Origin of the sequence: Cystobacter fuscus DSM 2262, from assembly GCF_000335475.2 — a bacterium.
GTDB lineage: Bacteria > Myxococcota > Myxococcia > Myxococcales > Myxococcaceae > Cystobacter > Cystobacter fuscus.
Genome location: NZ_ANAH02000063.1, coordinates 25,532 through 52,431, shown reverse-complemented (window position 1 = coordinate 52,431; position 26,900 = coordinate 25,532). Strand labels below are relative to the sequence as shown.

General features: G+C 69.3%; 19 protein-coding genes. 12 read left to right on the top strand and 7 right to left on the bottom strand.

Annotated features, from left to right (window positions below):
- From D187_RS56545 to kynU, 7 genes are all read left to right on the top strand, one after another.
- Positions 1–1,490: hypothetical protein (locus D187_RS56545; RefSeq protein ID WP_043433599.1), on the top strand; the 1,490-nt coding region annotated here is incomplete at its 5' end.
- Complete coding sequence (locus D187_RS37450) at positions 1,487–2,833, top strand: hypothetical protein (RefSeq protein WP_020918530.1); 1,347 nt, start codon at positions 1,487–1,489, stop codon at positions 2,831–2,833. The genes D187_RS56545 and D187_RS37450, both read left to right, overlap by 4 nt.
- A 74-nt stretch (positions 2,834–2,907) precedes the next feature.
- Positions 2,908–3,339 carry a thiol-disulfide oxidoreductase DCC family protein gene (locus D187_RS56540; RefSeq protein ID WP_002628695.1) on the top strand — a complete coding sequence of 144 codons (432 nt, stop codon included), beginning with the start codon at positions 2,908–2,910 and terminating at the stop codon, positions 3,337–3,339.
- 108 nt (positions 3,340–3,447) lie between these two features.
- On the top strand, positions 3,448–8,730 hold the full coding sequence (locus tag D187_RS37440; protein WP_002628696.1) for a hybrid sensor histidine kinase/response regulator: 5,283 nt from the start codon (positions 3,448–3,450) through the stop codon (positions 8,728–8,730).
- A gap of 35 nt (positions 8,731–8,765) precedes the next feature.
- Complete coding sequence (locus D187_RS37435; protein ID WP_002628697.1) at positions 8,766–10,328, top strand: sensor histidine kinase; 1,563 nt, start codon at positions 8,766–8,768, stop codon at positions 10,326–10,328.
- A 17-nt stretch (positions 10,329–10,345) separates the two neighbouring features.
- The gene (locus D187_RS37430) at positions 10,346–11,521 is read left to right on the top strand and encodes a hypothetical protein (protein ID WP_002628698.1); all 1,176 of its coding nucleotides are present in this window, start codon (positions 10,346–10,348) and stop codon (positions 11,519–11,521) included.
- On the top strand, positions 11,518–12,798 hold the full coding sequence (gene kynU / locus D187_RS37425; RefSeq protein WP_002628699.1) for a kynureninase: 1,281 nt from the start codon (positions 11,518–11,520) through the stop codon (positions 12,796–12,798). The genes D187_RS37430 and kynU overlap by 4 nt, the downstream gene beginning before the upstream one ends.
- Before the next feature lie 10 nt (positions 12,799–12,808).
- On the opposite strand, the gene D187_RS37420 is transcribed toward kynU, so the two are convergent.
- Positions 12,809–13,615 (bottom strand): alpha/beta hydrolase family protein, encoded by an 807-nt coding sequence (locus D187_RS37420; RefSeq protein ID WP_043433609.1) that lies wholly within the window; start codon positions 13,613–13,615, stop codon positions 12,809–12,811.
- A 179-nt stretch (positions 13,616–13,794) separates the two neighbouring features.
- On the opposite strand from D187_RS37420, the gene D187_RS37415 reads away from it, so the two are divergent.
- The 3 genes from D187_RS37415 (at position 13,795) to D187_RS37405 (ending at position 17,799) form a co-directional block, all read left to right on the top strand.
- The gene (locus D187_RS37415) at positions 13,795–15,384 is read left to right on the top strand and encodes a glucose-6-phosphate isomerase (protein WP_002628702.1); all 1,590 of its coding nucleotides are present in this window, start codon (positions 13,795–13,797) and stop codon (positions 15,382–15,384) included.
- Between the two features lie 203 nt (positions 15,385–15,587).
- On the top strand, positions 15,588–15,986 hold the full coding sequence (locus D187_RS37410; RefSeq protein ID WP_002628703.1) for a response regulator: 399 nt from the start codon (positions 15,588–15,590) through the stop codon (positions 15,984–15,986).
- Positions 15,987–16,119: 133 nt separating this feature from the next.
- Positions 16,120–17,799 carry a CotH kinase family protein gene (locus D187_RS37405; protein ID WP_002628704.1) on the top strand — a complete coding sequence of 560 codons (1,680 nt, stop codon included), beginning with the start codon at positions 16,120–16,122 and terminating at the stop codon, positions 17,797–17,799.
- 3 nt (positions 17,800–17,802) lie between these two features.
- Here D187_RS37405 and gloA read toward each other — a convergent pair whose 3' ends face one another.
- From gloA to D187_RS55875, 5 genes are all read right to left on the bottom strand, one after another.
- Positions 17,803–18,189, bottom strand: a complete 387-nt coding sequence (gene gloA / locus D187_RS37400) for a lactoylglutathione lyase (protein ID WP_043433597.1) — start codon at positions 18,187–18,189, stop codon at positions 17,803–17,805.
- Between the two features lie 5 nt (positions 18,190–18,194).
- Complete coding sequence (locus D187_RS37395) at positions 18,195–18,929, bottom strand: hypothetical protein (protein WP_002628706.1); 735 nt, start codon at positions 18,927–18,929, stop codon at positions 18,195–18,197.
- 73 nt (positions 18,930–19,002) lie between these two features.
- Positions 19,003–19,470 carry a hypothetical protein gene (locus D187_RS37390; protein ID WP_002628707.1) on the bottom strand — a complete coding sequence of 156 codons (468 nt, stop codon included), beginning with the start codon at positions 19,468–19,470 and terminating at the stop codon, positions 19,003–19,005.
- Complete coding sequence (locus D187_RS37385; RefSeq protein WP_245591924.1) at positions 19,467–20,663, bottom strand: DUF2380 domain-containing protein; 1,197 nt, start codon at positions 20,661–20,663, stop codon at positions 19,467–19,469. The genes D187_RS37390 and D187_RS37385 overlap by 4 nt, the downstream gene beginning before the upstream one ends.
- Positions 20,664–21,012: 349 nt before the next feature.
- Complete coding sequence (locus D187_RS55875) at positions 21,013–21,216, bottom strand: hypothetical protein (protein ID WP_002628709.1); 204 nt, start codon at positions 21,214–21,216, stop codon at positions 21,013–21,015.
- 173 nt (positions 21,217–21,389) lie between these two features.
- Here D187_RS55875 and D187_RS37380 point away from each other — a divergent pair, with 173 nt between their 5' ends.
- Both D187_RS37380 and D187_RS37375 read left to right on the top strand, forming a co-directional pair.
- Positions 21,390–24,761 carry an ATP-binding protein gene (locus tag D187_RS37380; RefSeq protein ID WP_155893876.1) on the top strand — a complete coding sequence of 1,124 codons (3,372 nt, stop codon included), beginning with the start codon at positions 21,390–21,392 and terminating at the stop codon, positions 24,759–24,761.
- A 61-nt stretch (positions 24,762–24,822) separates the two neighbouring features.
- A complete protein-coding gene (locus D187_RS37375; RefSeq protein WP_020918529.1) occupies positions 24,823–26,112 on the top strand; it encodes a CapA family protein in 1,290 nt (429 codons plus the stop codon).
- On the opposite strand, the gene D187_RS37370 is transcribed toward D187_RS37375, so the two are convergent.
- Entirely contained in the window at positions 26,113–26,763 is a 651-nt protein-coding gene (locus D187_RS37370; RefSeq protein ID WP_002628712.1) for a hypothetical protein, read from the bottom strand.
- Positions 26,764–26,900 lie beyond the last annotated feature (137 nt).

Sequence of the window (26,900 nt, the reverse complement as noted above, 5' to 3'; positions counted from 1 at the left end):
CGGAGCGGGGCGAGCAGGCGGGGGACGTGCTGCGGGGACTGGGCCGTGCCGCGCGGGATGCGCTGGCCACGAGTCAGGTGAGTGATGGCCTGCGCTACACGGAGATGGCCGAGCGGCGGGGGCAGTTGCCCGCGCCCTACCAGGACGCGTCGCACGAGGTGGAGCTGGAACTGGCGTGGAGGCACTTCGCCCCAAGCAGCGTGGCGGTGGGGAGCCTCGACGCGGCGACGTTTGGCGTGCCGCTGGGCTTCTTCTACCTGGTGGTGGGCACGGGCGAGGGCCTGTCCTCGCTGACGCGGGGCGAGTACGAGCAGGCCACACGCGAACTGGCGCCGGCGGCGCTGGTGGTGGGCCTGTACGCGGGAGGGCGGGGCGTTCGCGCCCTGGGGGAGGCCCGAGGGTGGGGGCGTCTGGAGGTGCGTCTTTCGCTCCTGAGAGAGCTGGGGCGGCAGTGGGAGGCCCGGCTGGGAGTGGAGGGGACGCGGGAGTTGCTCCGAGACATCCGCGCCCGGCGGGAAGCGGCCCACTTCGTGGCGATGGGAGGCGCGGACGCGGCGCTGGCGTTGCGCGAGGCCCGGGGGGATGTGGCGCGGGCGCAGGTGTGGCTGTCCCAGGCGAAACCTCCGCGCCCTGGCCCTTGGGAGTCGAAGGGCGGCACGGGGGGACGTTCCGCGCCGACGCGGGCCCTGGCCGCCGAACGCTCCGGGAGCATGGCCTCGCTGGTGGACGAGGCGGAGGGCCTCACCCGGGAGGTGGTGGAGGCTCGGCTGGCGTTGGTGGAACTCGACGCCGAGGGCCCGCGCCTGTCCAGGGACGTGGCGGTATTGGAGCGGCAGCGGCCTTCACTGGAGGCCCCACCCTCCGGAGCGGAAGGCAACCCGCTCTGGGGCGAGTACGTCGCCTACCGCGAGAAGCGCCTCGGGGAACTCAAGCAGGGCAAAGACGTTGAAGGGCCTCTGCGGTGGGAGGGCTACGAGCGGATGCGGAGGGGGTTCGCCCGGGGGCTGGCCTTCGAGAGCCTCATGGTGGACAGGCTGCGGGCCGACGCGGCCTTGCCCCGGGGCAAGCGCCGCTTCCTCGGGGACTTCGACCGGCCACGCATCGAGAGATGGGTGGGCGTGTGGAAGCAGAACAGCAACCTGCGCTTCGCGGATGTACTTGTCATCGAGGAGAGTCCGAGTGCTGGACGGTCCCCTCGCGTCGAGACACTCAGTTTCAAGAGCCGCGATCTGACGGGATTGAGTGCAAGCTCCCTGCGAGCGCAGATAATGGCGGACGCGAAGGAGGCCCTGGGTTATTACGGTGAGACGTTGGACATCCGTCGGCCCTCCCTCCAGTCCCTTCTGCGCGGGGGTAGCAAGGTGCCGGTTCAAAGGGTCCGCCTCATCTACGAGCACAGTCATCTCGATCCCACGAATACAGCCAAATTGTATAGAGCCATGAGCGAGGCCCAGGAGCAGATTCCCGGAGTCGAGGTGTCGTTCCAATGAAGAGACTGAAGTTTCACGGCGTGAAGGAGGAGGATTACCTCCGACTTGATTTCAAAGGTGCTTTGGGCTCATGGGCCTCGCCGGGGAGCGAACTGGAGCCTTTTCTCCAAGCGCTCGAGGAGTACGCGGGCGAGTGGATGCCAGACGTCGTTGAAGGCAAGCGGCGACGTAAATACAACCGCGCCGCCATCTGGAAGGCATTAGATGAGGCACGTGACGGGGACTTCGTAACAATTGGTTTCTATCGTACGAAATGGCCCGCGCTGGACATGGCGTTTCGGCTCCGTTTGCCGCCGCGGAGCCCCGAATTGTTCTGCACGATCGATGTAAAACCGCTTTCCCTCTTCAATGAGGAGGAACGCTGTCGGCCATTCGTGGAGATGGTTCGCGCCTGGGCCTCTCGTTACCCGGTGTCCCATGCGGATGCCCATAGCTCTGATGACGGAGAAGTCGCGGGCGCTCCTCTCTTTGGCCGGGATATGCAAACGTCCATTCGAGACGGGTTCGACAAGATCTACGAGGTGTCCTGGCTCAACGTCTTCGGCCCGAAGCTGGTGGAATCCGTGGGCCGCGAGCGCATGTTGTCCACGCCGGCCTGGCGGGTGGAGGAGTTGCCCAACGGCTCCGTCCTCCTGGTGACGCGGCCCACGCCGGCGGACTTCGCCAGCGACGAGGCCCGCCTCGCCCAGGCCCGTGCCCATGTCCACCTCCGGCCGGACCTGGACTTCGACACCGTGCTGCGCGGCCTGCGCGAGCGCAGCGCCCTGCTCGCCCCCGTGGAGCCCCGCTTCCCTCCCGACGTGGAACCGTTCCTCTCGCGCGTGGTGGAGCGCATCTCCAGTCACGTGCGTTCGCGCAAGGTTGCCGAGTTCAACGCCTGGCGTCCGCCCGAACCGGACGAGTGGCGCTCCTCCGACGCCGCCCTGCCGCCAGACGTGGAGGACGTGGAGGGTGCCCGAGCGCATTACCGCTACCTCGCCGAGCACCTGGTGGCGCTGCTGCACACGAAGGTGCCCTCCGTCTTCGATGCGACGCCCGAGTCCCTCTCGGACGTGGACTACGAGTTCTGGCGTCAGGAGTTCCCGCGCGTCTTCGAGCGGCAGAACATCGACACGCTCGCGGTGCCGGCCATTGGCGCGTACCTGGGCGAGGTGCTGGTGCGCCACCTCGGAGGCCAGTGGATACCGCGCCAGAAGCTCGAGGAGGCCCAGGTGCTCGTGGGCGACCGGGTCTGGCTCCCCTTCGTCCGGGCCTGGCGCTACATGCGCACCTGTCAGTCGCTGCTGGACTTCTCCCTCACCCAGTTCTACCGCGTCGCCGAGCGGCACCGCGCCGCCGGGTGACATCTCGCGTGGCGGCGGCATGCCCTGGTGTACATACAACCCCCAGGCGAGCCGGTTTCCCCAGGGAGGCGGGAGTGAGCACCTCGAAGCACCTGCTGTTCTTCGACGGCGTCTGCGTGCTGTGCAACCACACGGTCCACTTCATCCACGCGCGCGACCGCCAGGACGTCTTCCTCTTCGCCCAGCTCCAGGGAGCGCTCGCCCGGGACCTCCTCGCCCGCCACGGCAAGGACGCGGCCGCCCTGGATGGGGTGTACCTCCTGGCCGACCGGGGCTCCGCGAACGAGCGACTCCTCTGGAAATATGCCGCCGTGCGGTTCGTGTTGCGTCAACTCGGCGGCGTGTGGAAGGGGCTGTCCGTGCTCATGGGCGTGCTCCCCGCGCGCGTGGGCGATTTCTTCTATGACCTGGTGGCGCGCAACCGCTACCGGCTCGTCGGCAAGTACGAGCAGTGCGCGCTCCCGCCTCCCGCGCTCCGGCGCAAGTTCGTCGTCGACGGGGAGTAGGGCAGGCGCCTGGCCGTTCGTCTGGACAGCACCCGGCACTCACGGCGCAGGAACGAACCCACGGCTCCACGGGGTTGGGAACAAGCCTCACTCTCGACAGGAGCCGCCGTGAATCCTCGGACCCGTTCCTCCTCCCGCCCCCAGACCGGAAAGAAGAAGGTACGCAAGGCCCGTCCCGCCGCGCGTCAGGCCCGGGCACGCCCGCGCCGGAGTGCGTCCGCCAAGGCCCTCGACAACCTGCTCGATTCCCTGCGCGCCGTCACCGCTGGCGACTTCTCCGTGCGCCTCACCCCCGAGGCCCAGCCCCGCTCGATGGAGGAACTCGCCCACGCCTTCAATGCCCTGGTGGGCATGAACCAGCGCATGCAGGACGAGCTCGTCCGCGTGGAGCGCGTGGTGGGCCGCGAGGGGCAGATGGCCGAGCGCGCCTCGCTCGGCCACGTGAGTGGTGGCTGGGCCTCGAGCCTCGGCTCCATCAACTCGCTCATCGCGGACCTCGTGCAGCCCACCACCGAGGTGGCGCGGGTGCTCGACGCGGTGGCGCGGGGAGATCTCACGCAGAAGATGGCCCTGGACCTGCCGGGCCAGCCCGTGAAGGGCGAGTTCCTGCGCATCGGCACCACGGTGAACGCCATGGTGGAGCAGCTCAGCTCCTTCGCCGCCGAGGTGACACGCGTGGCGCGCGAGGTGGGCACCGAGGGCAAGCTGGGTGGCCAGGCGCGCGTGCCCGGAGTCGCGGGCACGTGGAAGGACCTCACCGACAGCGTGAACCAGCTCGCCAATAACCTCACCGCCCAGGTGCGCAACATCGCCGAGGTGACCACGTCGGTGGCCCGGGGTGACTTGTCCCGGAAGATCACCGTGGACGCGCGCGGCGAGGTGCTCGAGCTCAAGAACACCGTCAACACCATGGTGGACCAGCTGCGCTCCTTCGCCGGCGAGGTGACGCGCGTCGCCAAGGAAGTGGGCACCGAGGGCAAGCTGGGCGGACAGGCCGACGTGCCCGGCGTGTCCGGCGTGTGGAAGGACCTCACGGACAACGTGAACCTGATGGCCACCAACCTCACCACCCAGGTGCGCGGCATCGTGAAGGTGGTGACGGCGGTAGCCAATGGCGACCTGTCGCAGCGCCTCGTGGTGGACGCCAAGGGCGAGGTGGCGGCGCTCGCCGACACGCTCAACAGCATGACGAAGACGCTGGGCATCTTCGCCGACCAGGTGACGAGCGTCGCCAAGACGGTGGGCGTGGAGGGCAAGCTGGGCGCCCAGGCCGACGTGCCGGGCGTCGCGGGCACGTGGAAGGACCTCACGGACAACGTGAACCTCCTGGCCAACAACCTCACCGCCCAGGTGCGCAACATCGCCGAGGTGAGCACCGCCGTCGCCCGGGGCGACCTGTCCAAGAAGATCACCGTGGACGCGCGCGGCGAGGTGCTCGAGCTCAAGAACACCATCAACACCATGGTGGAGCAGCTGCGCTCCTTCGCCGGCGAGGTGACGCGCGTGGCGCGCGAGGTGGGCACCGAGGGCAAGCTGGGCGGTCAGGCCGACGTGCCCGGCGTGTCCGGCACGTGGAAGGGCCTCACGGACAACGTGAACTTCATGGCCAGCAACCTCACCAGCCAGGTGCGCAACATCGCGCTGGTGACCACGGCGGTGGCCAACGGGGATTTGTCCCGGAAGATCACCGTGGACGTGAAGGGGGAGATCCTCGAGCTCAAGGACACCATCAACACGATGGTGGACCAGTTGCGCTCCTTCGCCGCCGAGGTGACGCGCGTGGCGAAGGAAGTGGGCACCGAGGGCAAACTCGGGGGCCAGGCCGAGGTGCAGGGCGTGTCCGGCGTGTGGGAGGACCTGACGGACAGCGTGAACTCGATGGCGTCCAACCTGACCAACCAGGTGCGCAACATCGCCAAGGTGACCACCGCGGTGGCCATGGGCGACCTGAGCAAGAAGATCACCGTCGACGCCAAGGGGGAGATCCTCGAGCTCAAGGACACCATCAACACGATGGTGGATCAGCTCAACGCGTTCGCCTCGGAGGTGACGCGGGTGGCGCGCGAGGTGGGCACCGAGGGCAAGCTGGGTGGCCAGGCGCGGGTGCCCGGGGTCGCGGGCACGTGGAAGGACCTCACGGACAACGTGAACCTCATGGCGCGCAACCTCACCACCCAGGTGCGCGGCATCGTGCGCGTGGTGACGGCGGTGGCCAATGGTGACCTCACCCAGAAGCTGGTGGTGGACGCCAAGGGCGAGGTGGCGGCGCTCGCGGACACCATCAACAGCATGACGGACACGCTCGGCATCTTCGCCCAGCAGGTGTCCAGCGTGGCGCGCGAGGTGGGCATCGAGGGCAAGCTCGGCGGACAGGCCAAGGTGCCCGGGGCGCGGGGCGCGTGGCGGCAGCTCACCGACAACGTGAACCAGCTCGCCGGCAACCTGACGACCCAGGTGCGCGCCATCTCCGAGGTGGCCACCGCCGTGACCAAGGGCGACCTCACGCGTTCCATCTCGGTGGATGCCCAGGGCGAGGTGGCCGCCCTGAAGGACAACATCAACCAGATGATCGTCAACCTCAAGGAGACGACCCAGAAGAACACCGAGCAGGACTGGCTCAAGACGAACCTCGCCAAGTTCTCCGGCATGATGCAGGGGCAGAAGAACCTGGAGGCCGTGTCCCAGCTCATCATGTCCGAGCTGACACCCCTGGTCTCCGCGCACCACGGCGCCTTCTTCCTCATGGACACCGAGGACGGCGTGCCCGTGGCCAAGCTCACCTCCAGCTACGCCTACCGCGAGCGCAAGACGGTGGCCAACCGCTTCCGGCTCGGCGAGAGCCTCGTGGGCCAGTGCGCCCTGGAGAAGAAGACGCTCCTGCTCACGCACGTGCCCGCCGACTACATCCGCATCACCTCGGGCCTGGGCGAGGCCACGCCGCTCAACATCATCGTCCTGCCCGTGCTTTTCGAGGGCGCGGTGAAGGCCGTCATCGAGCTGGCCTCCTTCCACCCCTTCAGCACCATCCATCAGATCTTCCTGGACCAGCTCACCGAGAGCATCGGCGTGGTGCTCAACATGATCATGGCCAACATGCGCACCGAGGAGCTGCTGCGCCAATCGCAGAGCCTCGCCAACGAGCTGCAGAGCCAGTCGCGCGAGCTCACCCAGCAGCAGCAGGAGCTCAAGCGCTCCAACTCGGCCCTGGAGGCCCAGGCGCTCGAGCTGGAGGAGAAGGCCAAGCTGCTCGTGCAGCAGAACATCAAGGTGGAGGAGAAGAACCGCGAGGTGGAGCAGGCGCGCTCCTCGCTCGAGGAGAAGGCCGAGCAGCTCTCGCTCATCTCCAAGTACAAGAGCGAGTTCCTCGCCAACATGAGCCACGAGCTGCGCACGCCGCTCAACAGCATGCTCGTGCTCGCCAAGCTGCTCGCGGACAACTCCGAGGGCGTGCTCAACGCCAAGCAGGTGGAGTACGCCGAGACCATCTACTCCTCGGGTGGGGACCTGCTCTCGCTCATCAACGAGATCCTCGACCTGTCCAAGGTGGAGGCGGGCAAGATGCAGGTGGAGCCGCGGGACGCCGCGGTGGTGGAGCTGGTGGACTTCGCGCGCCGCACCTTCGGGCCCGTGGCCGAGCAGAAGAACCTGGGCTTCATCACCGAGGTGTACCCGGACGTGGCGGCCACCGTCTTCACGGACCCCAAGCGCCTGCAGCAGATCCTCAAGAACCTGCTGTCCAACGCCTTCAAGTTCACCAGCACGGGCCAGGTGACGCTGCGCATCCGCGGGGCGGGCGAGGAGGATCGCTTCTCCGCGCCCGAGCTGGTGGACGCCGAGCAGGTGCTCGCCTTCTCCGTCATCGACACGGGCATCGGCATCCCCGAGGACAAGCAGAAGCTCATCTTCGAGGCCTTCCAGCAGGCCGATGGCACCACGAGCCGCAAGTACGGGGGCACGGGCCTGGGCCTGTCCATCAGCCGCGAGCTGGCGCGGCTGCTCGGCGGGGAAATCCGGGTGAAGAGCGCCCGGGGCGAGGGCAGCACCTTCACCCTCTACCTGCCGCGCAGCTACAACGGGCTCGAGCGGGGCGTGGAGACGCCGGCCGATGCGGACGTGGGCTACCTGCCCATGTTGCGCGAGCTGCTGCCCCGGGGCGAGGTGCACGACATCCCCGCGTCGTCCGTGACCTGGGTGGACGATCGCAACGAAGTGGGCCCGGAGGATCGGGTGCTGCTGGTGGCGGTGTCGGATGGGGACTTCTCCCGGGGCCTGGTGGACACCGCGCACCAGGAGGGCCTCAAGGCGTTGGTGGCCCCCCGTGGCGACGTGGCGCTGTCGCTGGCCCAGCGGCTCAAGCCCTCGGCGATCGTGCTGCAACTGGACCTGCCCATCCTCGATGGGTGGAGCGTGCTGGACCGGCTCAAGCGCGACCCTCGCACCCGGGGCATTCCCGTGCAGGTGGTGAGCGTGGATCGGCTGCGGGGCGGCTCGTGTGTCGGCTGCTTCGTCTACCTCGACCGGCCCTTCTCGCCCGAGGCGCTCCAGGGCGCCTTCAGCCACCTGCTGCCCCCGCCGGACGGCGGACCCAGGAAGCTGGGGCTCGTGGACCCCCGGTCCGAGTTGAGCGAGTGCGTGCGGCAGCTCTCCTTGGCCGGGGTGCCCCTGGACGCGAAGGTGTTGGAGCCGTCCGCCATCGTGGAGGCGCTGGACCAGGGCACGGTGGACGTGGTGGCGCTGGATCTGTCCTCTCCGGGAGGACGGGGGCTGAAGCTGCTCGTGGAGCTGGTGCGCCGGCCCGGCCGCCTGCCCCCCGTGCTGCTGTACAGCGGCGCGCAGCTTCCGCCAGATGACGAGCGGCGCTTGCGGCGCTCGGCGGAGTCCGTGCTGCTCGAATCCTTCGCCCGCTCACCCGAGGGAATGCTCGCCGACATGGGGCGGTTCATGCGCCGCGTGGGTGAACAGTCACGAGCCATCGCCGATGCACGGGAATCCCGGCGCCGCCTGCTCACGGGGCGCGAGGTGCTGCTGGTGGATGACGACGCCCGCAACATCTTCGCTCTCACCAGCGTCCTGGAGAACCACGGCATGCGGGTGACGTTCGCCCAGGATGGGCGTGCCGCCATGGATCTGCTGGAGAAGAACCCGGCACTGGATGTGGTTCTGTTGGACGTGATGATGCCGGAGATGGATGGCTACCAGGCGATGCGAGCCATCCGCGCCGACTCCCGGTGGGCGTCGCTGCCGGTCATCGCCATCACGGCCCGCGCCCTCAAGGATGACCGCGAGAAGTGCCTCGAAGCGGGAGCCTCTGACTATCTTTCGAAGCCGGTCGATATCGATCGGCTACTGGAGCTGCTTTGCCGTTGGGTGTCACCACGCGGGGGGAATTGACGATGGAAGCGACGACTTGGACGGGAGACGGCCGCATGACCGGCTCTCGGGAGGGGCGCGCGAGCCTTTCCCGGGCCCGTATCCTGGCCGTTGATGATCACTCGCCCAACCTGCTCGCCCTCGAGGCGACGCTGGGAGACCTGGGCGAGGTGGTGAAGGTGCAATCCGGAGAAGAGGCCCTCCTGCGTCTGTTGCGCGAGGACTTCGCCCTCATCCTGCTGGACGTGCAGATGCCCGGCATGGATGGGTTCGAGACGGCCCGCCTCATCAAGGAGCGCGAGCGCTCGCGCTTCATCCCCATCGTCTTCCTCACCGCGCGCAGCCGCGACGCCTCGCACGTGTTCCGGGGCTACGCCCAGGGCGCGGTGGACTACGTCCTCAAGCCCTTCGCGCCGGAGATCCTCCGCTCGAAGGTGGCCGTCTTCGTGGAGCTGTTCCTCAAGGAGCAGCAGCTCAAGCGCCAGGAAGCGCTGCTGCGCCAGCGCGAGCGCGAGACCCTGGAGCGCGAGAGCGCGTACCGCTACCGCGTGCTGGCCAATGCCATGCCCCTGTGTGTGTTCTTCGCGGACGCCACGGGCCGGCTGCGCCAGGGCAATCGCGCGTGGTGCGAGCTGTCCGGTCTGCCCGCCGACGTGGTGGAGGACTTATGGCGCTCGGAGGTCGTGCACCCCGAGGACCGCGAGGGCGCGTACGCGGCCTGGTGCCACTCGGTGCTCACCGGCGAGTCCTTCGAGGTGCAGTTCCGCATGCGCCGCCACGAGGACGGTGCCTTCCGTTGGTTCCTGGGCCGGGCCGTGCCGGAGCGCAACGGCCAGGGGCTCGTCACCGGGTGGATCATCACCGCCACGGACATCGATGACCCGAAGCGCGCGGGGGAGGCCCTGGCGCGGGCGAACGCGGCGAAGGATGCCTTCCTGGCGGCGGCCTCGCACGAGCTGCGCACGCCCTTGGCGGCGGCGAAGATGCAGGTGCAGCTCGCCGAGCGCAAGTATGGCGAGGCGATGGGCGAGGGGCCTCGCCGGGCGCTCGCGGGGCTCAACCGGCAGGTGGACCGGATGACGAAGCTCGTGTCGGATCTGCTCGACGTGAGCCGGCTGCTCACCGGTCGTCTGTCGTTGGAGGAGGAGGAGTTCGACCTGGTGCCGCTCTTGCGCACCGCGTGCGAGCGCCTGCAGATGCTCACCTCCGAGCACTCGTTGATCCTCGACGTCCCCGAGTGGTTGCCCATGTGGGGCGACCCGGGACGCATCGAGCAGGTGGTGACCAACCTCGTGTCCAACGCCGTGCGTTACTCGCCGCAAGGGGGAGAGGTGCGGCTGCGCGCGTGGGTGGAGGGGGGGGAGCTGGCGCTGGGGGTGAGCGACGAGGGCGTCGGCATTCCCTCGGAGAAGCTGGCGCTCATCTTCGAGCGCTTCGGTCAGGCCCATGGCGCGCGCTATGGCGGGCTGGGGCTGGGGCTGACGATTTCGCAGGGCATCGTCGCGCAGCACGGCGGACGCATCTGGGCGGAGTCCTCGGGCATCGAGGGCGAGGGCAGCACCTTCCAGGTCCGCCTGCCCCTGCACTCCAGCGAAGCGGACCGTGAGCTCTCCTCCTGAACGGGTAGGATGGGCGCATGGCGAAGCGCACCCGCATCATCGAGGGAACCTGGAACTGCACCTCGTGCGACACCCGCGACATCCCCGCGCGGTATCGCAAGTGCCCCACGTGCAACAACCCGCGTGAGGAGTCCGGCCAGGAATCCGAGTTCGATTTCGGAGAGGTGGACGCGGCCTCGGGCAGGCTCAAGCGCGAGGGCACCCAGGACGAGAAGGCCCTGTCCGCCGCCGGCGCGGGCGCGGATTGGTTCTGCGAGTACTGCCAGGCGTCCAACCGGGGGAACACGGCGGTGTGCCAGCACTGCCGCGCCGAGCGTTCCAGCGCCTCACGCGCCCTGTCGGAGGAGGAGCTGCGCGCCGCCGCGCCACCTCCCGCCGCGCGCAAGCGGTCCCTTCCCCGGTGGCTGCTCTACGCGGGCGTGAGCGTGTTCGTCTGCTTCGGCAGTTGCGTGGGGCTGGCCATCTGGGGCTCCATCACCCATGACTATCCGGGGCGCGTGGTGTCCACCGAGTGGACTCACACCGTGCGGCGCCAGAGCTTCCAGCGGGTGAAGCTCGAGGGGTGGCGGGACGAGCTGCGCGCGGCCGCCGTCCGGATGCCCGTGAATGGACAGGGGGAGGTGGCGGGCGTGGAGAACATCCGCGACTGCGTCAGCCGGCAGCGCGGCACCCGCCAGGTGGCCGTCGGCACCCGGGAGGTGTGCTCGAACAAGACGCGCTCGGTGGCGTGCGGGACCGAGGAGAAGTGCACCACGAAGAAGCTCGGCAATGGCTACGCGCAGGAGACGTGTCACGACGTGACGAAGTACTGCGACGAGACGTACCGCGACTGCCATGACGAGACGCAGTACCGCACCGAGCCCGTCTTCGCGCAGAAGTGCGCTTATGACACCTACCAGTGGAAGCAGGTGGATGAGCGCAAGCTGTCCGGCCGGGAGGACGCTCCGCGCTGGCCCGAGCTCCAGGCGGGTTCCCTGGACAGGTTGGAGCGCGAGGCGAAGTACCGCGTCCAGGTCGAGTACACGGATGGCGCCACCAAGACGCACGTCCTCGAGCCGAAGACCGAGGCCGAGTTCCTCTCCTGGAAGAAGGGCACGCCCCTGTCGCTGAAGGTCAGCAACTCTGGCAAGGTCGAGCAGGTGACTCCGGGGGGCGGCAAGTCCCCGGGTGGACGCGAGGAGACAGGCCGATGAGCGGTGAGGCGGTTCGGTTCGAGCCCGGCGAGGCATTCGCCCGGCGCATGGACGCGGAGGATCCGTTGCGCTCCTTCCGCGAGGAGTTCCTCTTTCCCGTCCATGGCGACGGGCACGAGCTGTACCTGCTGGGCAACTCCCTGGGCCTGCAGCCGCGCAAGGCGAAGGAGTACGTGCTGGCCGCCATGGAGGACTGGGCGCGGCTGGGCGTGGATGGCCACTTCAAGGGCTCGCCGCCGTGGATGGAGTTCCATGTCGGCCTGGGCGAGCAGATGGCGCGGGTGGTGGGCGCGCGGCCCGAGGAAGTGGTGGTGATGAACACCCTCACGGTGAACCTGCACCTGATGATGGTGTCCTTCTACCGGCCCACCCCCGAGCGCTCGAAGATCCTCATGGAGGCGAGCGCCTTCCCCTCGGACCAGTACGCGGTGGCCGCGCAGGTGCGTCACCATGGGTACTCGCCCGAGCAGACGGTGATTCCGCTCGCGCCCCGCCCGGGGGAGCACACGCTGCGCCACGAGGACATCCTCGACACGCTGGAGCGGCACGGGAAGGAGATCGCCCTGGTGCTGCTGGGCAACGTGAACTACCTCACCGGCCAGGCCTTCGACATGGCGGCCATCACCCGCGCGGCGCACCAGCGGGGCTGCCGGGTGGGGTTCGATCTGGCGCACGCCGCGGGCAACCTGCGGCTGTCGCTGCACGAGGACGGGCCGGACTTCGCCGTGTGGTGCACGTACAAGTACCTCAATGGTGGCCCGGGCGCGCTGGGCGGCGTCTTCATCCACGAGCGCCACCTGCGCGATGCGTCCCTGCACCGGCTGCCGGGCTGGTGGGGCAACGACAGGGGCACTCGCTTCCAGATGAAGCCGGACTTCGAGCCCGCGCCGGGCGCCGAGGGCTGGGTGCTGTCCAATCCGCCCATCATCCAGATGGCGGCCCTGCGCGCCTCGCTGGAGCTCTTCGATCGCGCGACGATGCCGGCCCTGCGCGCCAAGAGCGAGAAGCTCACGGGCTACCTGGAGTTCCTCATCGACCGGCTCCCGGAGGGCTTCGTGCACAGCCTCACGCCGAGGGATCCGGGGCAGCGCGGCGCCCACCTGTCGCTGCGCTTCACGAAGGATCCCCAGCGCATGCTGGAGACGCTGCGCGCGGAGGGCATCCACTGCGACTTCCGCTACCCGGACATCATCCGCGCCGCGCCCGTGCCCCTCTACAACAGCTTCCTGGACGTCCACCGCTTCGTGAGCGTGCTCGAGCGCTACGCGCGCGGCTGAGCCTCGCTTTTCACAGCAGGGACTGGATGGCCTCGACCACCTGGGGCCACTCGCGGGCCTTGGGGTTGATGACCTCGAAGTGTCCCGCCCCGGGCAGGCGCACCAGCCGCACCGTCTCCTTGAGCGAGGCGGCGCGCTGCTGGTAGCCCTCGCTGAGGCTCACCGGTACGGTGTCGTCCTCGGTGCCGTGGACGAGCACCTGCTTGACGCCCAGGGGCAGCAGCGCCGAGGGCGAGCCGAACCGGTAGCGCTCGGGCACCTGGGTGGGGGTGCCCCCGAGGAGGGACTCGACGATGCCGTCGCCCAGGCGCAGGGCGAAGGCGCGCTCCAGGTCCACCACGCCCGCGAGCGACACGGCGCCCCGGGGCTTGAGCGGCTTGTCCGTGTGCAGGGGCTGTCCGGCCTGGAGCCGTCCCCGTGCCGCGAGCCAGAGTGCCAGGTGGCCTCCGGCGGAGTGTCCGATGATGACCACGCGCTGGAGGTCCAGGGGGTGGCGTGTGGCCAGGGTGCGCAGGAAGTCGGTGCCGAGCGCCACGTCCTCGAAGGTCCCCTTCCAGCCGCCGTCCGGATGGCCCACGCGCCGGTACTCGAGGCTCCAGGTGGCCAGCCCCCGCCGGGTGAGGTCCGCGCACAGGTGGCCCACGTGCTCCAGGTCATAGCGCGCGCGCCAGAAGCCGCCGTGCACCACCACCACCACCGGGTGGGGGCCCTTGCCCGGGGGCAGCCGCAGGTCGCCGAACTGGTGGGTGATGCCGCCGTAGGAAATCCGCTCGTCGGCGGGCGGCGCGGGGGTCTCCAGCATCCAGGTGGGGCTCATGAAGGGCGGAGCATGAGGGGGGACGGTGGGGGGGAGCAAGCCGGGAGGAGGGGGGGAGTGCCCCTGGGATGTCGGACGCTGATCGCGGCGGTGATCAAAACGGTTTTCTGGGCGCCGACGGGGCGGTAGGAACGGGCCGCACCCGGGGACCTTTCCGGGCAAGCGTCGAAGGAGCTGCGATGACCGAGCGTCAATTGTGGGAGCGCTACCAGAAGCACCTGTGCGGGGTGGAGTCCGTGGGGCTGACGCTGGACGTGTCTCGGATGAACTTCACCGATGACTTCCTCGCGCGCATGCGCGGCCCGTTGGACAAGGCATTCGACGCGATGGAGGCCCTGGAGAAGGGCGCCATCGCCAACCCGGACGAGAAGCGCCGCGTGGGCCACTACTGGCTGCGCGCCCCCGAGCTCGCGCCCGAGCCCGCCCTGACCAAGGACATCCAGGACGCGGTGGCGGCCATCAACGCCTTCGCCGGGGACGTGCACGCGGGCCGGGTGAAGCCTCCGGGCGCCGCGCGCTTCACCCGCGTGCTGCTGGTGGGCATTGGCGGCTCGGCGCTCGGGCCGCAGCTCGTGGCGGACGCGCTCGGCTCGGCCGCGGACAAGATGCAGGTGTTCTTCCTCGACAACACGGACCCGGACGGCATGGACCGTGTGTTCACGCAGCTGGGCGACTCGCTGCGCGAGACGCTCGCCGTGGTCATCAGCAAGTCGGGTGGGACGAAGGAGACGCGCAACGGCATGGTGGAGGCCGAGCGCGCCTGGAAGCGCCAGGGCCTGGACTTCGGCGCGCACGCGGTGGCGGTGACGGGCGAGGGCAGCGAGCTGGACCGCGTGGCGAAGCAGGGCAAGTGGCTGCGCACCTTCCCCATGTGGGACTGGGTGGGCGGACGCACCTCGGTGTTGTCGGCGGTGGGCCTGTTGCCCGCGCGACTGCAGGGGTTGGACACGGACGGGATGCTCGCGGGCGCGCGGGACATGGACGTGGCCACGCGCGTGCGGGACGGGGTGCGCAATCCCGCCGCGCTCCTGGCGCTCATGTGGTTCCACGCCGGTGGGGGTCGGGGCCAGAAGGACATGGTCATCCTGCCGTACAAGGACAGGCTCATGCTCCTGTCCAAGTACCTCCAGCAGCTGGTGATGGAGTCGCTGGGCAAGGAGCTGGACGTGTCGGGCGCGGTGGTCAACCAGGGTATCGCCGTGTACGGCAACAAGGGCTCCACGGACCAGCACGCCTACGTGCAGCAGCTGCGCGAGGGCGTGAACAACTTCTTCGCCACCTTCGTGGAGGTGCTCAAGGACCGCGAGGGCGAGTCCATGCAGGTGGAGCCGGACATCACCAGCGGCGACTACCTCCTGGGCTTCCTGCTCGGCACGCGGCGGGCGCTCTTCGAGAAGGGCCGCGAGTCGATGACGCTCACCGTGCCGGACGTGAGCGCGCGGACGCTGGGCGCGCTCATCGCCCTGTACGAGCGCGCGGTGGGGCTCTATGCGACCTTGGTGAACATCAACGCCTACCACCAGCCCGGCGTGGAGGCTGGCAAGAAGGCCGCGGGCGTGGTGTTGGAGCTGCAGCGCAAGGTGTTGGCGCGGCTGCGCGCCGAGCCCGCCAAGGCCCAGTCCGCCGAGGAGCTGGCCCGCGCGGTGGGTGCTCCGGACGAGGTGGAGACGGTGTTCAAGGTGCTCGAGCACCTGGCCGCCAACGCGCCCGCGGGCGTGCGCCGTGAGCCGGGCTCCAGCCGCTTCGACGCCCGCTTCCGCGCGAGCTGAGCCCGCTCGTCCGTGGGGGAGGGGGACGTACACGACCTCCCCCGCCCGGGGCTGTCCAGAGACTCCCGGGCTATTGGATGGTGCACACCCGCCGCGCTAATCTGTTCGATGCTCGTCGTACCCCAGGCTTCCCGGGTAATGCGAATAGCGAGAGAGAACAGGACAGGGCCGACAATGGTCTTGTCCAGGCTGAGGGGGTTCCCGTGAAGCGCGTGCTACTCGTGGAAGACAGCAACACCATCCGGCACATCCTCAAGGTGTACTTGATGCGCCTCAAGTTGGACTTTCTCGAGGCGGAGAAAGCCGATCATGGTTTGCGGTTGTTGATCACCCAGCCGGTGGATCTGGTGATCGCGGACTTCAACCTGCCGGGCTCGATGGATGGGGTGGAGTTGGTGCGCCGGATACGCGCCAGCGAGTTCACGCGGGTGCGGCAGGTGCCCATCGTGCTGCTCACCGGAGGCAAGGCCCCGGACCTGGAGGCCAAGGCCCTGGAGGCGGGCGCCTCCGAGTTCGTGCGCAAGCCCATCTCCATCGACGCGCTGGCGGCCGTGGCGCGCCGGCACCTGGCGCTGAACGAGGCGGACACGCTCGGGGTTTGAGCCCGGCGAGCCCGTCCAGGTCGCCTGTCTGCCCTTCGGGCATGCGGACATGCTTCCTCCATGACGCATCGCGCGTGACGGCACTTCGCTCGCCCCATGCTTACCTCTCCGGGCAGTTCGTGGAGGGGTCAGGATGGGCGGACGGGCGTGGGCGCGGTGCGTTCGGGTAGGGCTGTTGTGTCTGATGATGGCGGGCTGTGGGACCGCGGTGGGGCCGGAGGCCTCCTCTCGGGATGGAGAGGATTCCGCCACGCCCCCGGTGCCTTCCGCGCCGGCCTCCCCGGGGGAGACTCCGCCCACGGGTGGCGGGCAGCCTCCGGCTCCGGATACCGAGCCGCCTCCGCCCGCTCCCACGGTGTGCGCGCCCACGGGAGCGGGACCCTACTGGCTCCAGGAGGGTGAGCCGCTGAGCGTCACGCTCCGGTGTGGCACGGGCCACACCGCGCCGGGGCTGCGCTTCACCGTGTCGCCGCTGCCTCCCGGGGCCACCGTGGACGAGGTGGCGGGCCTGCTGCGCTGGACGCCCGCGAAGGGTCAGGCCGCGGTCTGGAACCTGACGGTGACGGAGCGGAGCACGGGCGAGACGGGCGCGCTCAAGCTGGGCGTGGCGGTCCGGCTCGTGTCTCCCAGGGCTGTCCAGACGGTGGATCCGCTCACGTACACCGAGGAGTACGGCCTGCCGGTCTTCCACCTGAGCTTCGAGGGCGAGCTCACGGCGGGCGGCTACCGGCCCGTGCAGGTCATCTACCGGGGGCACCGCTACACGATGGAGGCCCAGTACCGGGGCGCCACCTCCAGCGTCTTCCCCAAGCGCAACTACACCTTCAAGTTCCCCAAGGACGAGCCGTTCTCCGAGCCGGAGCTCGCCGGAGGCACCTTCACCGGCCGCCGGAAGCTGGTGCTCATCACGTCCTTCAATGACAACTCATACATGCGGCCGCGGCTCGCCTTCGACCTGTGGAACCGCATGTCGGCGGACCACATCCAGATCAAGACCTTCAGCGCCGTCCTCTATGTGAACGGCCGCTTCCATGGCGTGTTCACCGTGGCGGACCACGTGGACGAGGACTTGATGGAGCGCCACGGGTTGTCGAAGGACGGCGACCTGTTCAAGGCGGATGCGGCGGACGCCAACTTCTCGCGCATGGCCAAGAGCGGCGTCGCCAAGACGGAGCTCAAGGTGGGCTTCGAGAAGAAGGAGGGCAAACCCAAGGATGGCCAGGTGGGCGCCTACGACACGGTCAACGCCCTCACCGCCTTCATGGCCGACGCGGACAAGGAGACCTTCTTCGCCCGGCGGGGCGAGTGGCTCCACCCGCTCGATTACGAGGACTGGTGGATCTTCAATACCGCCATCCTCGGCACGGACTCGAGCGCGAAGAACGCCTACCACTACTTCGATCCGGTGAGCCGGGCACCCTGGCGCTTCATTCCGTGGGATCTCGACGCGAGCTTCGGACAGCTCTGGGACACGCGTCGCATCGAGGCCGGGGCCCTGCCCGACTTCACCGGTGACAACCGCATCTTCGCCCTCCTGCTGGCGGATCCGCGGGTGGCCACGCCCCTGCGCGAGCGCTACCGCTCGCTGTTGCACGGCCCGTTGAGCAAGCAGGAGGTGCTCGCGCTCATCGACGGGTACGAGCGGGAGCTGCGCATCCCCGCCGCGCGGGACGAGGCGCGCTGGCGCGAGCAATACCTCACCTTCACGCGCTGGGCGGATCGCACCGACTTCACCACCCACGCGGAGGAGGTGGCCTACCTGCGCCAGTGGGTGGAGCAGCGGTGGGACCTCTTGGAGCGCCAGCTGCCGTAGGACTCAGGAGCCCTGCTCGATGAGCTCCACCCGGTAGCCATCCGGGTCCTCGACGAAGGCGATGACGGTGGTGCCGTGCTTCATGGGGCCCGGCTCGCGCACCACCTTGCCGCCGGCCTGGCGGATGGCGTCGCACTTGGCGCGGATGTCCTGCACGCCCAGGGCGATGTGGCCGTAGGCGTTGCCCAGCTCGTACTTCGAGGTGTCCCAGTTGTGGGTCAGCTCGAGTGCGGGGTGGGTGTCCTCGGGGCCGTAGCCCACGAAGGCCAGGGTGAACTTGCCGTCCGGGTAGTCCTTGCGCCGCAGCAACTTCATCCCCAGGACGCGGGTGTAGAAATCGAGCGACTTCTCGAGGTCGCCCACGCGCAGCATCGTATGGAGGATTCGCATGCCTCCTAGATAACCCGGGCGATGCGGCTCCACGCCTGCAATCGACGTTGCAGCGCGAGCAGCGTCCACAAGTCCGAGGCGTTGTCGGGCTCCAGGCCGGCCAGGGCCCGCTCCAGGTGGGGAAGGGCCTGCGTCTCGCCCCACTCCGACAGCCGGCGCAGCGCGGACAGGGACGTGCCCACCTCCAGCGCGGCCAGCAGCGTGTCCACCACGCGTGGACTGCGCTCGCGGCAGAGTCGGTCCACCGCCTCGTGGCGCTCCTCGAAGGTGGCGGTGGCGTCGCTCAACACCGAGGCGAGCCCCTGGAAGGTCTCCGTGGGCAGCACGGGGGCCCGCGGCTCGGGAGGTGGCCAGTATTCGAGCGTGATGCCGGTGGGCCCCGCCCTGCTGGTCTCCCGGCGCACGCCGTCCCCGTCCAGCAGCTCCAGCAGCCGCCCGGCCGAGGGCGTCCCCGCGAGCAACACCCGCCGGGCCCGCTCGGCGAGCACGTCCGACTGGCCGAGCAGGTGGATGCGCAGCACGTCGACCTGCGTGTCGGCGCAGGACTCCTTGTCCACCCGCTTCCACTTCACGAAGACCTCGCCCAGTCCCCGTCCTTCCACGTACCAGCGGTACTCCAGCCACACGGCGCTCTGCCGCCCGTGGAACCGGGAGTCCCCGGGCTCGTTCATCCGAGAGGCGCCTTCCTCCACTCCTTGGAAGGAGGCATCCAGCAGGGCCTGTACATCCTCGAGTCGCATGCGATGACCCATCCTCCTTGGTGCGGCTGGTGGGCCTCCCGGGCAGTTGCCTCCCTGCACAAGAAGCCCAGGTTCAAACTTCCTCGTCGGGCAAGAGCGTGCGCAGCAGTTCGTCGTCGGGGCCGAGCGGACGCCAACCGGGCGGTGGCGGCGTGGCGAAAAGCGCATCACCGGTCTGCCTGACGCGTTCCTCGTATGCTTCTGGAGTGAATGCGGACCATAAACCGAGTGCCTCGGCGACCTTGAAACGGTTGCCGTCATCCAGCACGGCCGGCCAGCCCTCGGGGAGACTCTGGGACAACTGACGCACGAGCACATCGCGCACAAGGCGCGTGACCTGCTTGCGCTGCTCCGCCTCGGCGAGCAACCCGCTCAACACTTGTACCCCAGCGACGTCATCGCCCAGCTCCTCGGCCAGCACGTACAGTGGGACGGCAGGGCGCGCCTCGGCGAAGGCCGTGATGGAATCGAAGCCCCGCTTGCGGACCCGCTCACGCAGGCGAACCCTCCAGTTGCCCTCCCAAGTACGTCCGTTGCTCATCGCCCTCTCCAAGGGGTCAGATTCATCGGGAGGTTGTACTGCTTCATGGCCTTCGCCACGAGGCTCAGGATTTCATTCCGCGTCAACATCCGTCCGGTCCTGGTCTCGGCATCGCGCAGCGCCTTCATGATCATCCGGTTCCACTCGCCGGGCCATTGGCGCCCCACCCGCCAGTCGCCACCGCCATGGATGGCCTCGTGTCCTGCTTGCTCCATTCTGATGCAGAACTGGTCGATGCTCATCTCGCCGGTGAAGCCGCGCTTCTCGAACCACTCGCGGAACTCTCGTGGCAGGATGTGGTGCCGCGGCGGCTCGGCCATGCCGGCTCCTGCTCTGCCCGTCACGCGCATGGCTCGTACCTCGGGCCCGTCGCCCAGCGCGTCGCGTACGCCCTTGGGCAGCTCGTCGTGAGACTGCGCCATCACCACCTGGCCGGCCTGAATCCGCGTAGCGGCGCTGACGACGGGAAGGGTGATGACGCCCGCCCGCACCAGCTGGCGCATCATTTCCACCCACTCGGCGGAGACGACCAGTCGCGTGCCCATCATCACACCGTCGCTTCCTAGCATCAGTCCCATGCCGAGTGTCGCGGGCGCAGCCGGTGGCAGCGGTGGCAGCGAGAACTTCATTGCCGACACCATGGTGACCATCTCGATGAGCTGCGCCAACAGCATCACCTGCTCGCCGCGCTTCATCGCCACGCGCACGGTCTCACAGGTGGAATTGAACTCGCTGGAGAGATGGCCCATCAGCGAGGGGAGGTTCTTCGCCGCGGCATCCATCTGTCCTGGCTCGAGTGAGGAGATCGCCGTCATGGTGGGCTCGAGCATCTTCTGCAAGCGGTCCATCTCCACGAACAGCATCTCCACGCTGATGAAGCCCTGCGTGAGCAACACATCGACGAGCTTGAGGAAGTCGAGCCATGCCGCGAGCAGGAGGGAGCCCATCAGTGCGGCCTCGAGCCGTGGGCCGGCGAGGCGCAGCAGGGCGAGCTGCATGTCCGGGTCCTCCACCTCCGAAGCGGCGTTGGCCAGCCGGGTGCCGGCCGCGAGTTCGGCGTCAATCCACCGCAGTTGATGTTCGCCATACCCGATGTAGCGGATGAAGAGGCCAGCGGCTCTGCCGGCGATGCCCCGCTCGCTGGCCTTGAGCCTGGAGAGTTCTCCGGAGATGCGGCGGGTGGATCCGGACACATCCCCAATGGCACCGCGAAACGCCACATGGGCCACGAGGGCGCTCTGCCTCGTAGTTCCCTCCTCATTAGGACCATTACCAGTGCCCGCCTCCATCATGGCCTCACAGGAGGCCCGGCGAGGGTGTAGCCGCTCCGGCGCCTCGTGCTCAGTCTGTGAGGCGATGGTGCGCGGAGGCTCAACGCTGAGCCTCTCCGCTGACCCAACTGGAGCCGCCTCGTGCAGCGTGTAGCGCGAGTTCATTCCCCGAGCAGAGGGTGCAATCATCGTCGCGCAGCCGCTGGTCAGCAGGGTCAGGGCGAGCAGCAGGCCCGTACACCGTGAGCGCCTCCAACGGGGGTCGCCCATTCTAGCAGGCCTCCTTGCCCACCCGCTTCCACTTCACGAAGACCTCGCCCAGTCCCCGTCCTTCCACGTACCAGCGGTACTCCAGCCACACGGCGCTCCGCCGCCCGTCGAACCGGGAGTCCCCGGGCTCGTTCATCCGAGCGGCGCCTTCCTCCACTCCTTGGAAGGAAGCATCCAGCAGGGCCTGTACATCCTCGAGTCGCATGGGGGGAGCTGCCTGGCAGTCTGTCACCCGGTTGGCGCCTGTCTCAAGTTCACCGAGGGCCCATCGGTGTTAGTGAAGAGGTGGACGCGTGGACGCTCGAGGGGGGAGCATCGGAGTTCCCCCGGCGAGGATTGTCGAAGGCCGGACGGGTTGCCGGTCAGGGGAGACGCCGGGTGGAGAGACGCAGCGCGGTGGACGAGGTGCTGGTGGGGGGCGGCGCCTGTGGAGAGCTGCTGCGCCGGGTGGACTGGGCGAGGACTCCCATCGGTCCGGTGGAGCACTGGCCCCAATCGCTGCGCACGACCGTCGGCATCCTGCTCGCGTCCAACTACCCGCTCTACCTCGCCTGGGGTCCCCGGTACGTGCAGATGTACAACGATGCCTACCGGCCCATCTGCGGCGCGACCAAGCACCCGGCCGCGCTGGGCCAGGAGGCCTCCGTCACCTGGCCCGAGGTGTGGAACGACGTGCTCGGACCCACCTGGGAGCGCATCCGGGTCACGGGCGAGCCCGTCCGGGTGGAGAACCTCCTGATGTTGCTGGATCGCAACGGCTACCTGGAGGAGTGCTACTTCTCCTACAGCCACTCGCCCATCCGCGATGAGACGGGTGGGGTGGGCGGCATCTTCGCGGCGCTCACCGAGACGACGGAGCACATCCTCAGCGAGCGGCGCCTCCGGGTGCTCAAGGACTTGAGCGCCGCCTCGGGTGAGCGGGCCACGGTGCACGAGGCCTGCCGCGAGGCCGCGCGCGTGCTGGCCACCAGCCCCAACGACGTGCCCTTCGCCCTGTTCTACCTCGCGGACGGCGCGTCCCCCACGGTGCGTCTGGTGGGGGCGTGCGGCCTGGAGGAGGGCGGCCGCGCGGCGCCCTGGGGGGTGCCGCTGGACGTGGACGCGCCGGAGACCTGGCCGCTCGGGGCGGTGATGCGCGAGGGCGAGCCCCTGTTGCTGGGCCCCCGCGGACTTCCCGAGGCGCTCGGCCCGCTCCCCGGGGGACCCTGGCCCGAGGGGACGTCCTCGGTGCTGTTGCAGCCCCTGGTGCTGTCCGGACAGGCGCGGCCCATGGGGGTGCTGGTGACGGGCATCAGTCCCCGCCGCGCGCTCGACGAGCACTACCGCGACTTCCTGGCGCTCGTGGCCCGTGGCGTCTCCACCTCCGTGTCGGGAGCACGCGCCCGTGAGACGGAGCGCCGCCGGGTCGAGGCGCTCGCGCAACTGGATGCCGCCAAGACGGCCTTCTTCAACAACGTCAGCCACGAGTTCCGCACGCCCCTCGCGCTGATGCTGGGGCCGCTGGAGGACAGTCTCCAGGACACACGCGAGCCGCTCGGCCCCGGGCAGCGCGAGCGCCTGGAGACGATCCAACGCAATGGGGTGCGGCTGCTCAAGCTCGTCAACACGCTGCTGGACTTCTCGCGCATCGAGGCCGGCCGGGCGCGGGCGTCCTACGTCCCCACGGAGCTGTCCGCGCTCACCGAGGGCCTCGCCAGCGCGTTCCGCTCCACGCTGGAGCGCGCGGGCCTGCGGCTCGTCGTGGACTGTCCCCCGCTGTCCGAGCCCGTCTGGGTGGACCGGGAGATGTGGGAGAAGATCGTCCTCAACCTCGTCTCCAATGCCTTCAAGTTCACCTTCCAGGGCGAGGTGCGCGTGCGCCTGCGGCGGCTCGCGGGTCAGGTGGAGCTGTCCGTGTCGGACACGGGCGTGGGTATTCCCGCCGAGGAGCTGCCGCGCGTCTTCGATCGCTTCCACCAGGTGCGGGGGACGCAGGGGCGCAGCTATGAAGGCAGTGGCATTGGTCTGTCCCTGGTCGGTGAGCTGGTGAAGCTGCACGCGGGGCACCTGCGGGTGGACAGCACCCTGGGCGAGGGCACCACCTTCACGGTCTCGCTGCCCCTGGGCCACGCGCACCTGCCGGCCGACCAGTGCCTGACGGCGCCCGTCGCGGCCACCCCGGGTCCGGTGTTGGCGGCGGCCTTCCTCGGCGATGCGTCGAGCTGGCTGGACGCTCCGGCGCCGCGGGGCGTGGCCGATGCCGGGGAGACGCTGCCCGCCATGCACGGGCAGGCGGGAGGCCACCTGCTCCTCGTGGATGACAACGCGGACATGCGCGCCTACGTGAGCCGGCTGCTGGCGGGGCGCTACACCGTCGAGACGGCGGCGAATGGACTGGAGGCCCTGGAGGTGCTCCAGGCCCGCGTGCCGGACCTGGTGCTCAGCGATGTGATGATGCCGGGGTTGGATGGGTTCGGCCTGTTGCGGCGGCTGCGCGAGGAGCCGCGCACGCGCGGCGTGCCCGTCATCCTCCTGTCGGCCCGGGCGGGAGAAGAGGCCACCGTCGAGGGACTCGAGCAGGGGGCGACCGACTACCTCGTCAAGCCCTTCTCCGCGCGCGAGCTGCTCGCGCGCATCGAGGGCAATCTCGCCGCGGCCCGTGCCCGGGCGGAGACGCGCCGGGCCGAGCGCGAGCTCGAGCGGCTGGCGGCCGTGGTGGAGCAGTCCTCGGAGTTCATCGGGCTGGCCGACGAGCGGGGCCAGGTGCTCTTCGTCAACGACGCGGGCCGACGCATGGTGGGCCTCGCCTCCCAGGCGGATGCCCGCTCCCGGCACATGCTCGACTTCTTCCTGGAGGAGGACCAGCCCTTGCTGCGCGACACGATCCTGCCCGTGCTGGGCACGCTGGGGCGCTGGGAGGGCGAGCTGCGCTTCCGTCACTTCCTCACGGGCGAGGGCCTGCCCATCCTCTACAACGTCTTTCGCGTGACCGACTCGCGCACGGGGGAGTTCCTCGGGATCGCCACGGTCACGCGCGACATCTCCGAGCGCAAGCGCCGGGAGGAGGAGGCGCTGCAGCGGGCGGAGTTCGAGAAGCAGCTCATCGGCATCGTCAGCCACGATCTGCGCAACCCCATCAGCGCCATCCTCCTGTCCGCCCAGGTGTTGCTCAAGAACGACGAGCTGAGCGCCCGCTCGACCAAGAACACCCTGCGCATCGTCTCCAGCGCCGAGCGGGCCCAGCACCTCATCCACGACCTGTTGGACTTCACCCAGGCGCGCGTGGGCGGGGGCATCCCCATCCGGCGCGTGCCCATGAACTTCCACGAGGTCATCGGCCATGCGGTGGAGGAAGTCGAGTTCGCCTTTCCCGAGCGGCGGCTCGTGCTCACCCAGGAGGGCAATGGCCAGGGCGAGTGGGATGCGGAGCGGTTGAACCAGGTGGTGCACAACCTGGTCTCCAATGCCCTGCGCTACAGCCCGCCGGACACCTCCGTCCAGGTGAAGTCCTCGGGCGTGGGGGAGTGGGTCATGTTGCGGGTGAACAACCAGGGCCGTCCCATTTCCGAGGAGCTGTTGCCCCGGCTGTTCCAGTCCATGCAGCGCGGCCCTCAGGACGCTGTCCGCTCCGAGCGGAGCGTGGGCCTGGGGCTCTTCATCGTGCGGCACGTGGTGCGCGCCCACGGCGGACGCATCGAAGTGTCCTCCTCGGAGGCGGAGGGCACCACGTTCACCGTCTGGTTGCCCCGCCTCCCTGGGAAGGTCCCCTGAGCGCTGGAGGAGGGGGCAGGGGGGTTGCGAGGGGGTGGGACTCCTCGGCTAGCGTGACGGTGTGTTCGTTCCAGTGCTTCTCGTCGTGTCCCTGGTGGGGGCCGCTCCCGCCGAACGTGTGGACCTCGTCTTCGGTGGCGACATCATCCCGCATGATGGCGTGAAGCAGGCCGCGGCCGAGCACGCGCTGAGCCAGCCGGGAGGCGCCGCTCGCGCCGTGTCGCTCAACCACGAGGGCTGGGACTTCGTCCTCGAGCCCATCGCCCGGGAGCTGCGCGCCGCGGACCTCGCGGTGGTGAACCTGGAGACGCCCATCAGCGGCAATCCCCGCGCGCCCACCGCTCCCCTCATCTTCGACGCGCCGCCCCAGCTCGCGCATGCGCTCGTCTCCGCGGGCGTGGACGTGGTGTCCATCGCCAACAACCACGCCTTCGATCAACGCCGCGCGGGCATCCCCTCCACCTGGTCCCACCTGGACGCGGCGGGTCTGAATCACGTGGGCTCGGCGCCCACCGAGGCCATGGCGTGGGAGCCCCTGGTGGTCGAGCGCAAGGGGATTCGCGTGGGCCTGCTGTCCATCACCCGCTGGCTCAATGGGGCGAGCAACCCGGATGACCCGGACCGCTCCCCCCACGTCGCCTACGTGCCCTACCCCTCGAAGAAACGGCGGGGCCTGACGCCCGAGGCGGCCGCGGCCCTGGTGGGCTCCGCCGCCCGGCGCTGTGACGCGCTCATCGTCATGATCCACTGGGGCACGGAGTACTCCCACAGCCCCAAGCCCGAGGACCGTCAACTGGCCCAGCGCCTGCTGGAGGCCGGAGCGCTCGCCGTCGTCGGCCACCATCCCCATGTGCTGCAGCCCATCGAGCCCTACCGCACCCGCGCGGGACGCGACACGGTGGTGGCCTTCTCCCTGGGCAACCTCATCGCCAACCAGGATGGGCACTACGTCCATGGGGCGGGCGCGGAGGCGCGGGGCCGCAAGCGAGACTCCATGTTGTTCCGGCTGTCGCTGTCGCGTCCCCATCCGGGAGCACCCGTGGAACTCGCGGGCACGTCCGTGCTGCCGGTGTGGATCGACACCAACTACGTGGTGGCGCTGCGCGAGCGCGAGGGGCAGCGTCGCATCCAGCCCGTGCTCCTCGACGAGGAGTTGAAGACCCTGAGTGGCCGACTCCTGGCGTTCTCCGCCAGCGGTCCGCCGCGCAAGGTCCGCGAGGAGCGCCGGGAACTCGAGCGCCGGCTCGACCTGGCCCGGCGCCGACGCGCGCTCATCCTCCGCATGACCCTGCCCCCGTCCGGGGGCGAGGGGTCCGTGTCGCCCGCTGCTTCCGTGAGGGGCGTGAACTAGCTACCGGGTCGAGGAGCTCGAGCCGCTCTTGTACATGCTGTCCGGGTTGACCTGATCCTGGTTCTGGCCGACGTCGGCGCCGCTCACGTCGTCCGAGCCACTCGTGCCCGCGCCGCCCGTGCCGGGGTCGGAGCCGGTGCTGCCCGTGCCGGGGTCGGAGCCGGAGCCGCCCGTGCCCGAGTCACTGGTGTCCAGGTCGGAGCCCGTCGTGCCCGAGCCACCCGTGTCCAGGCTGCCCGAGCCCGTGCCGGTGCCACTCGTGCCCGAGCCACCCGTGCCCGGATCGAGCGTCGTGTTGCGGTCCGCGTCCGGAGTGACCGTGCTGCCGCTCGTCCCGGTGTTGGGCTCCTGCGTGCCGGGGTTCAGCGTGGTGTTGCCACCTCCCTGGGAGGGATCGATCGCGTCGCCCTGCGAGGGCAGGCTGCCCGTGGGGCCGGAGCCGCCGGTGCCCTGGGAGTCGACCACGTCGGGGGGCATGATGTTCTGGTCATTCGTCGTGGAGCCGCCCGTGCCTGGCTGGGTCGTGCTGCTTCCCTGCTGGGTACCTTGGGCTCCGGACTGCGCCTGAGCCCCCGCCTGTCCGGCGCTCAGAAGCATCGCTCCCGCCAGCATGCCCACCAGGGCGAACCGCTTGGTGTTCTTTCCAGTCATGGTCGTCTCCGTGAGGTGTTGTCTGTGCGACTCGCGGAAACGTGGGGACGTTGTTCGAAGGTGCACGCGAAGCCCGCTCTCCCGCCCGCTCTCCTGCCCTTCCTGGTGTCCCCTCGGGGTGACGCCCCTGGTCAGAA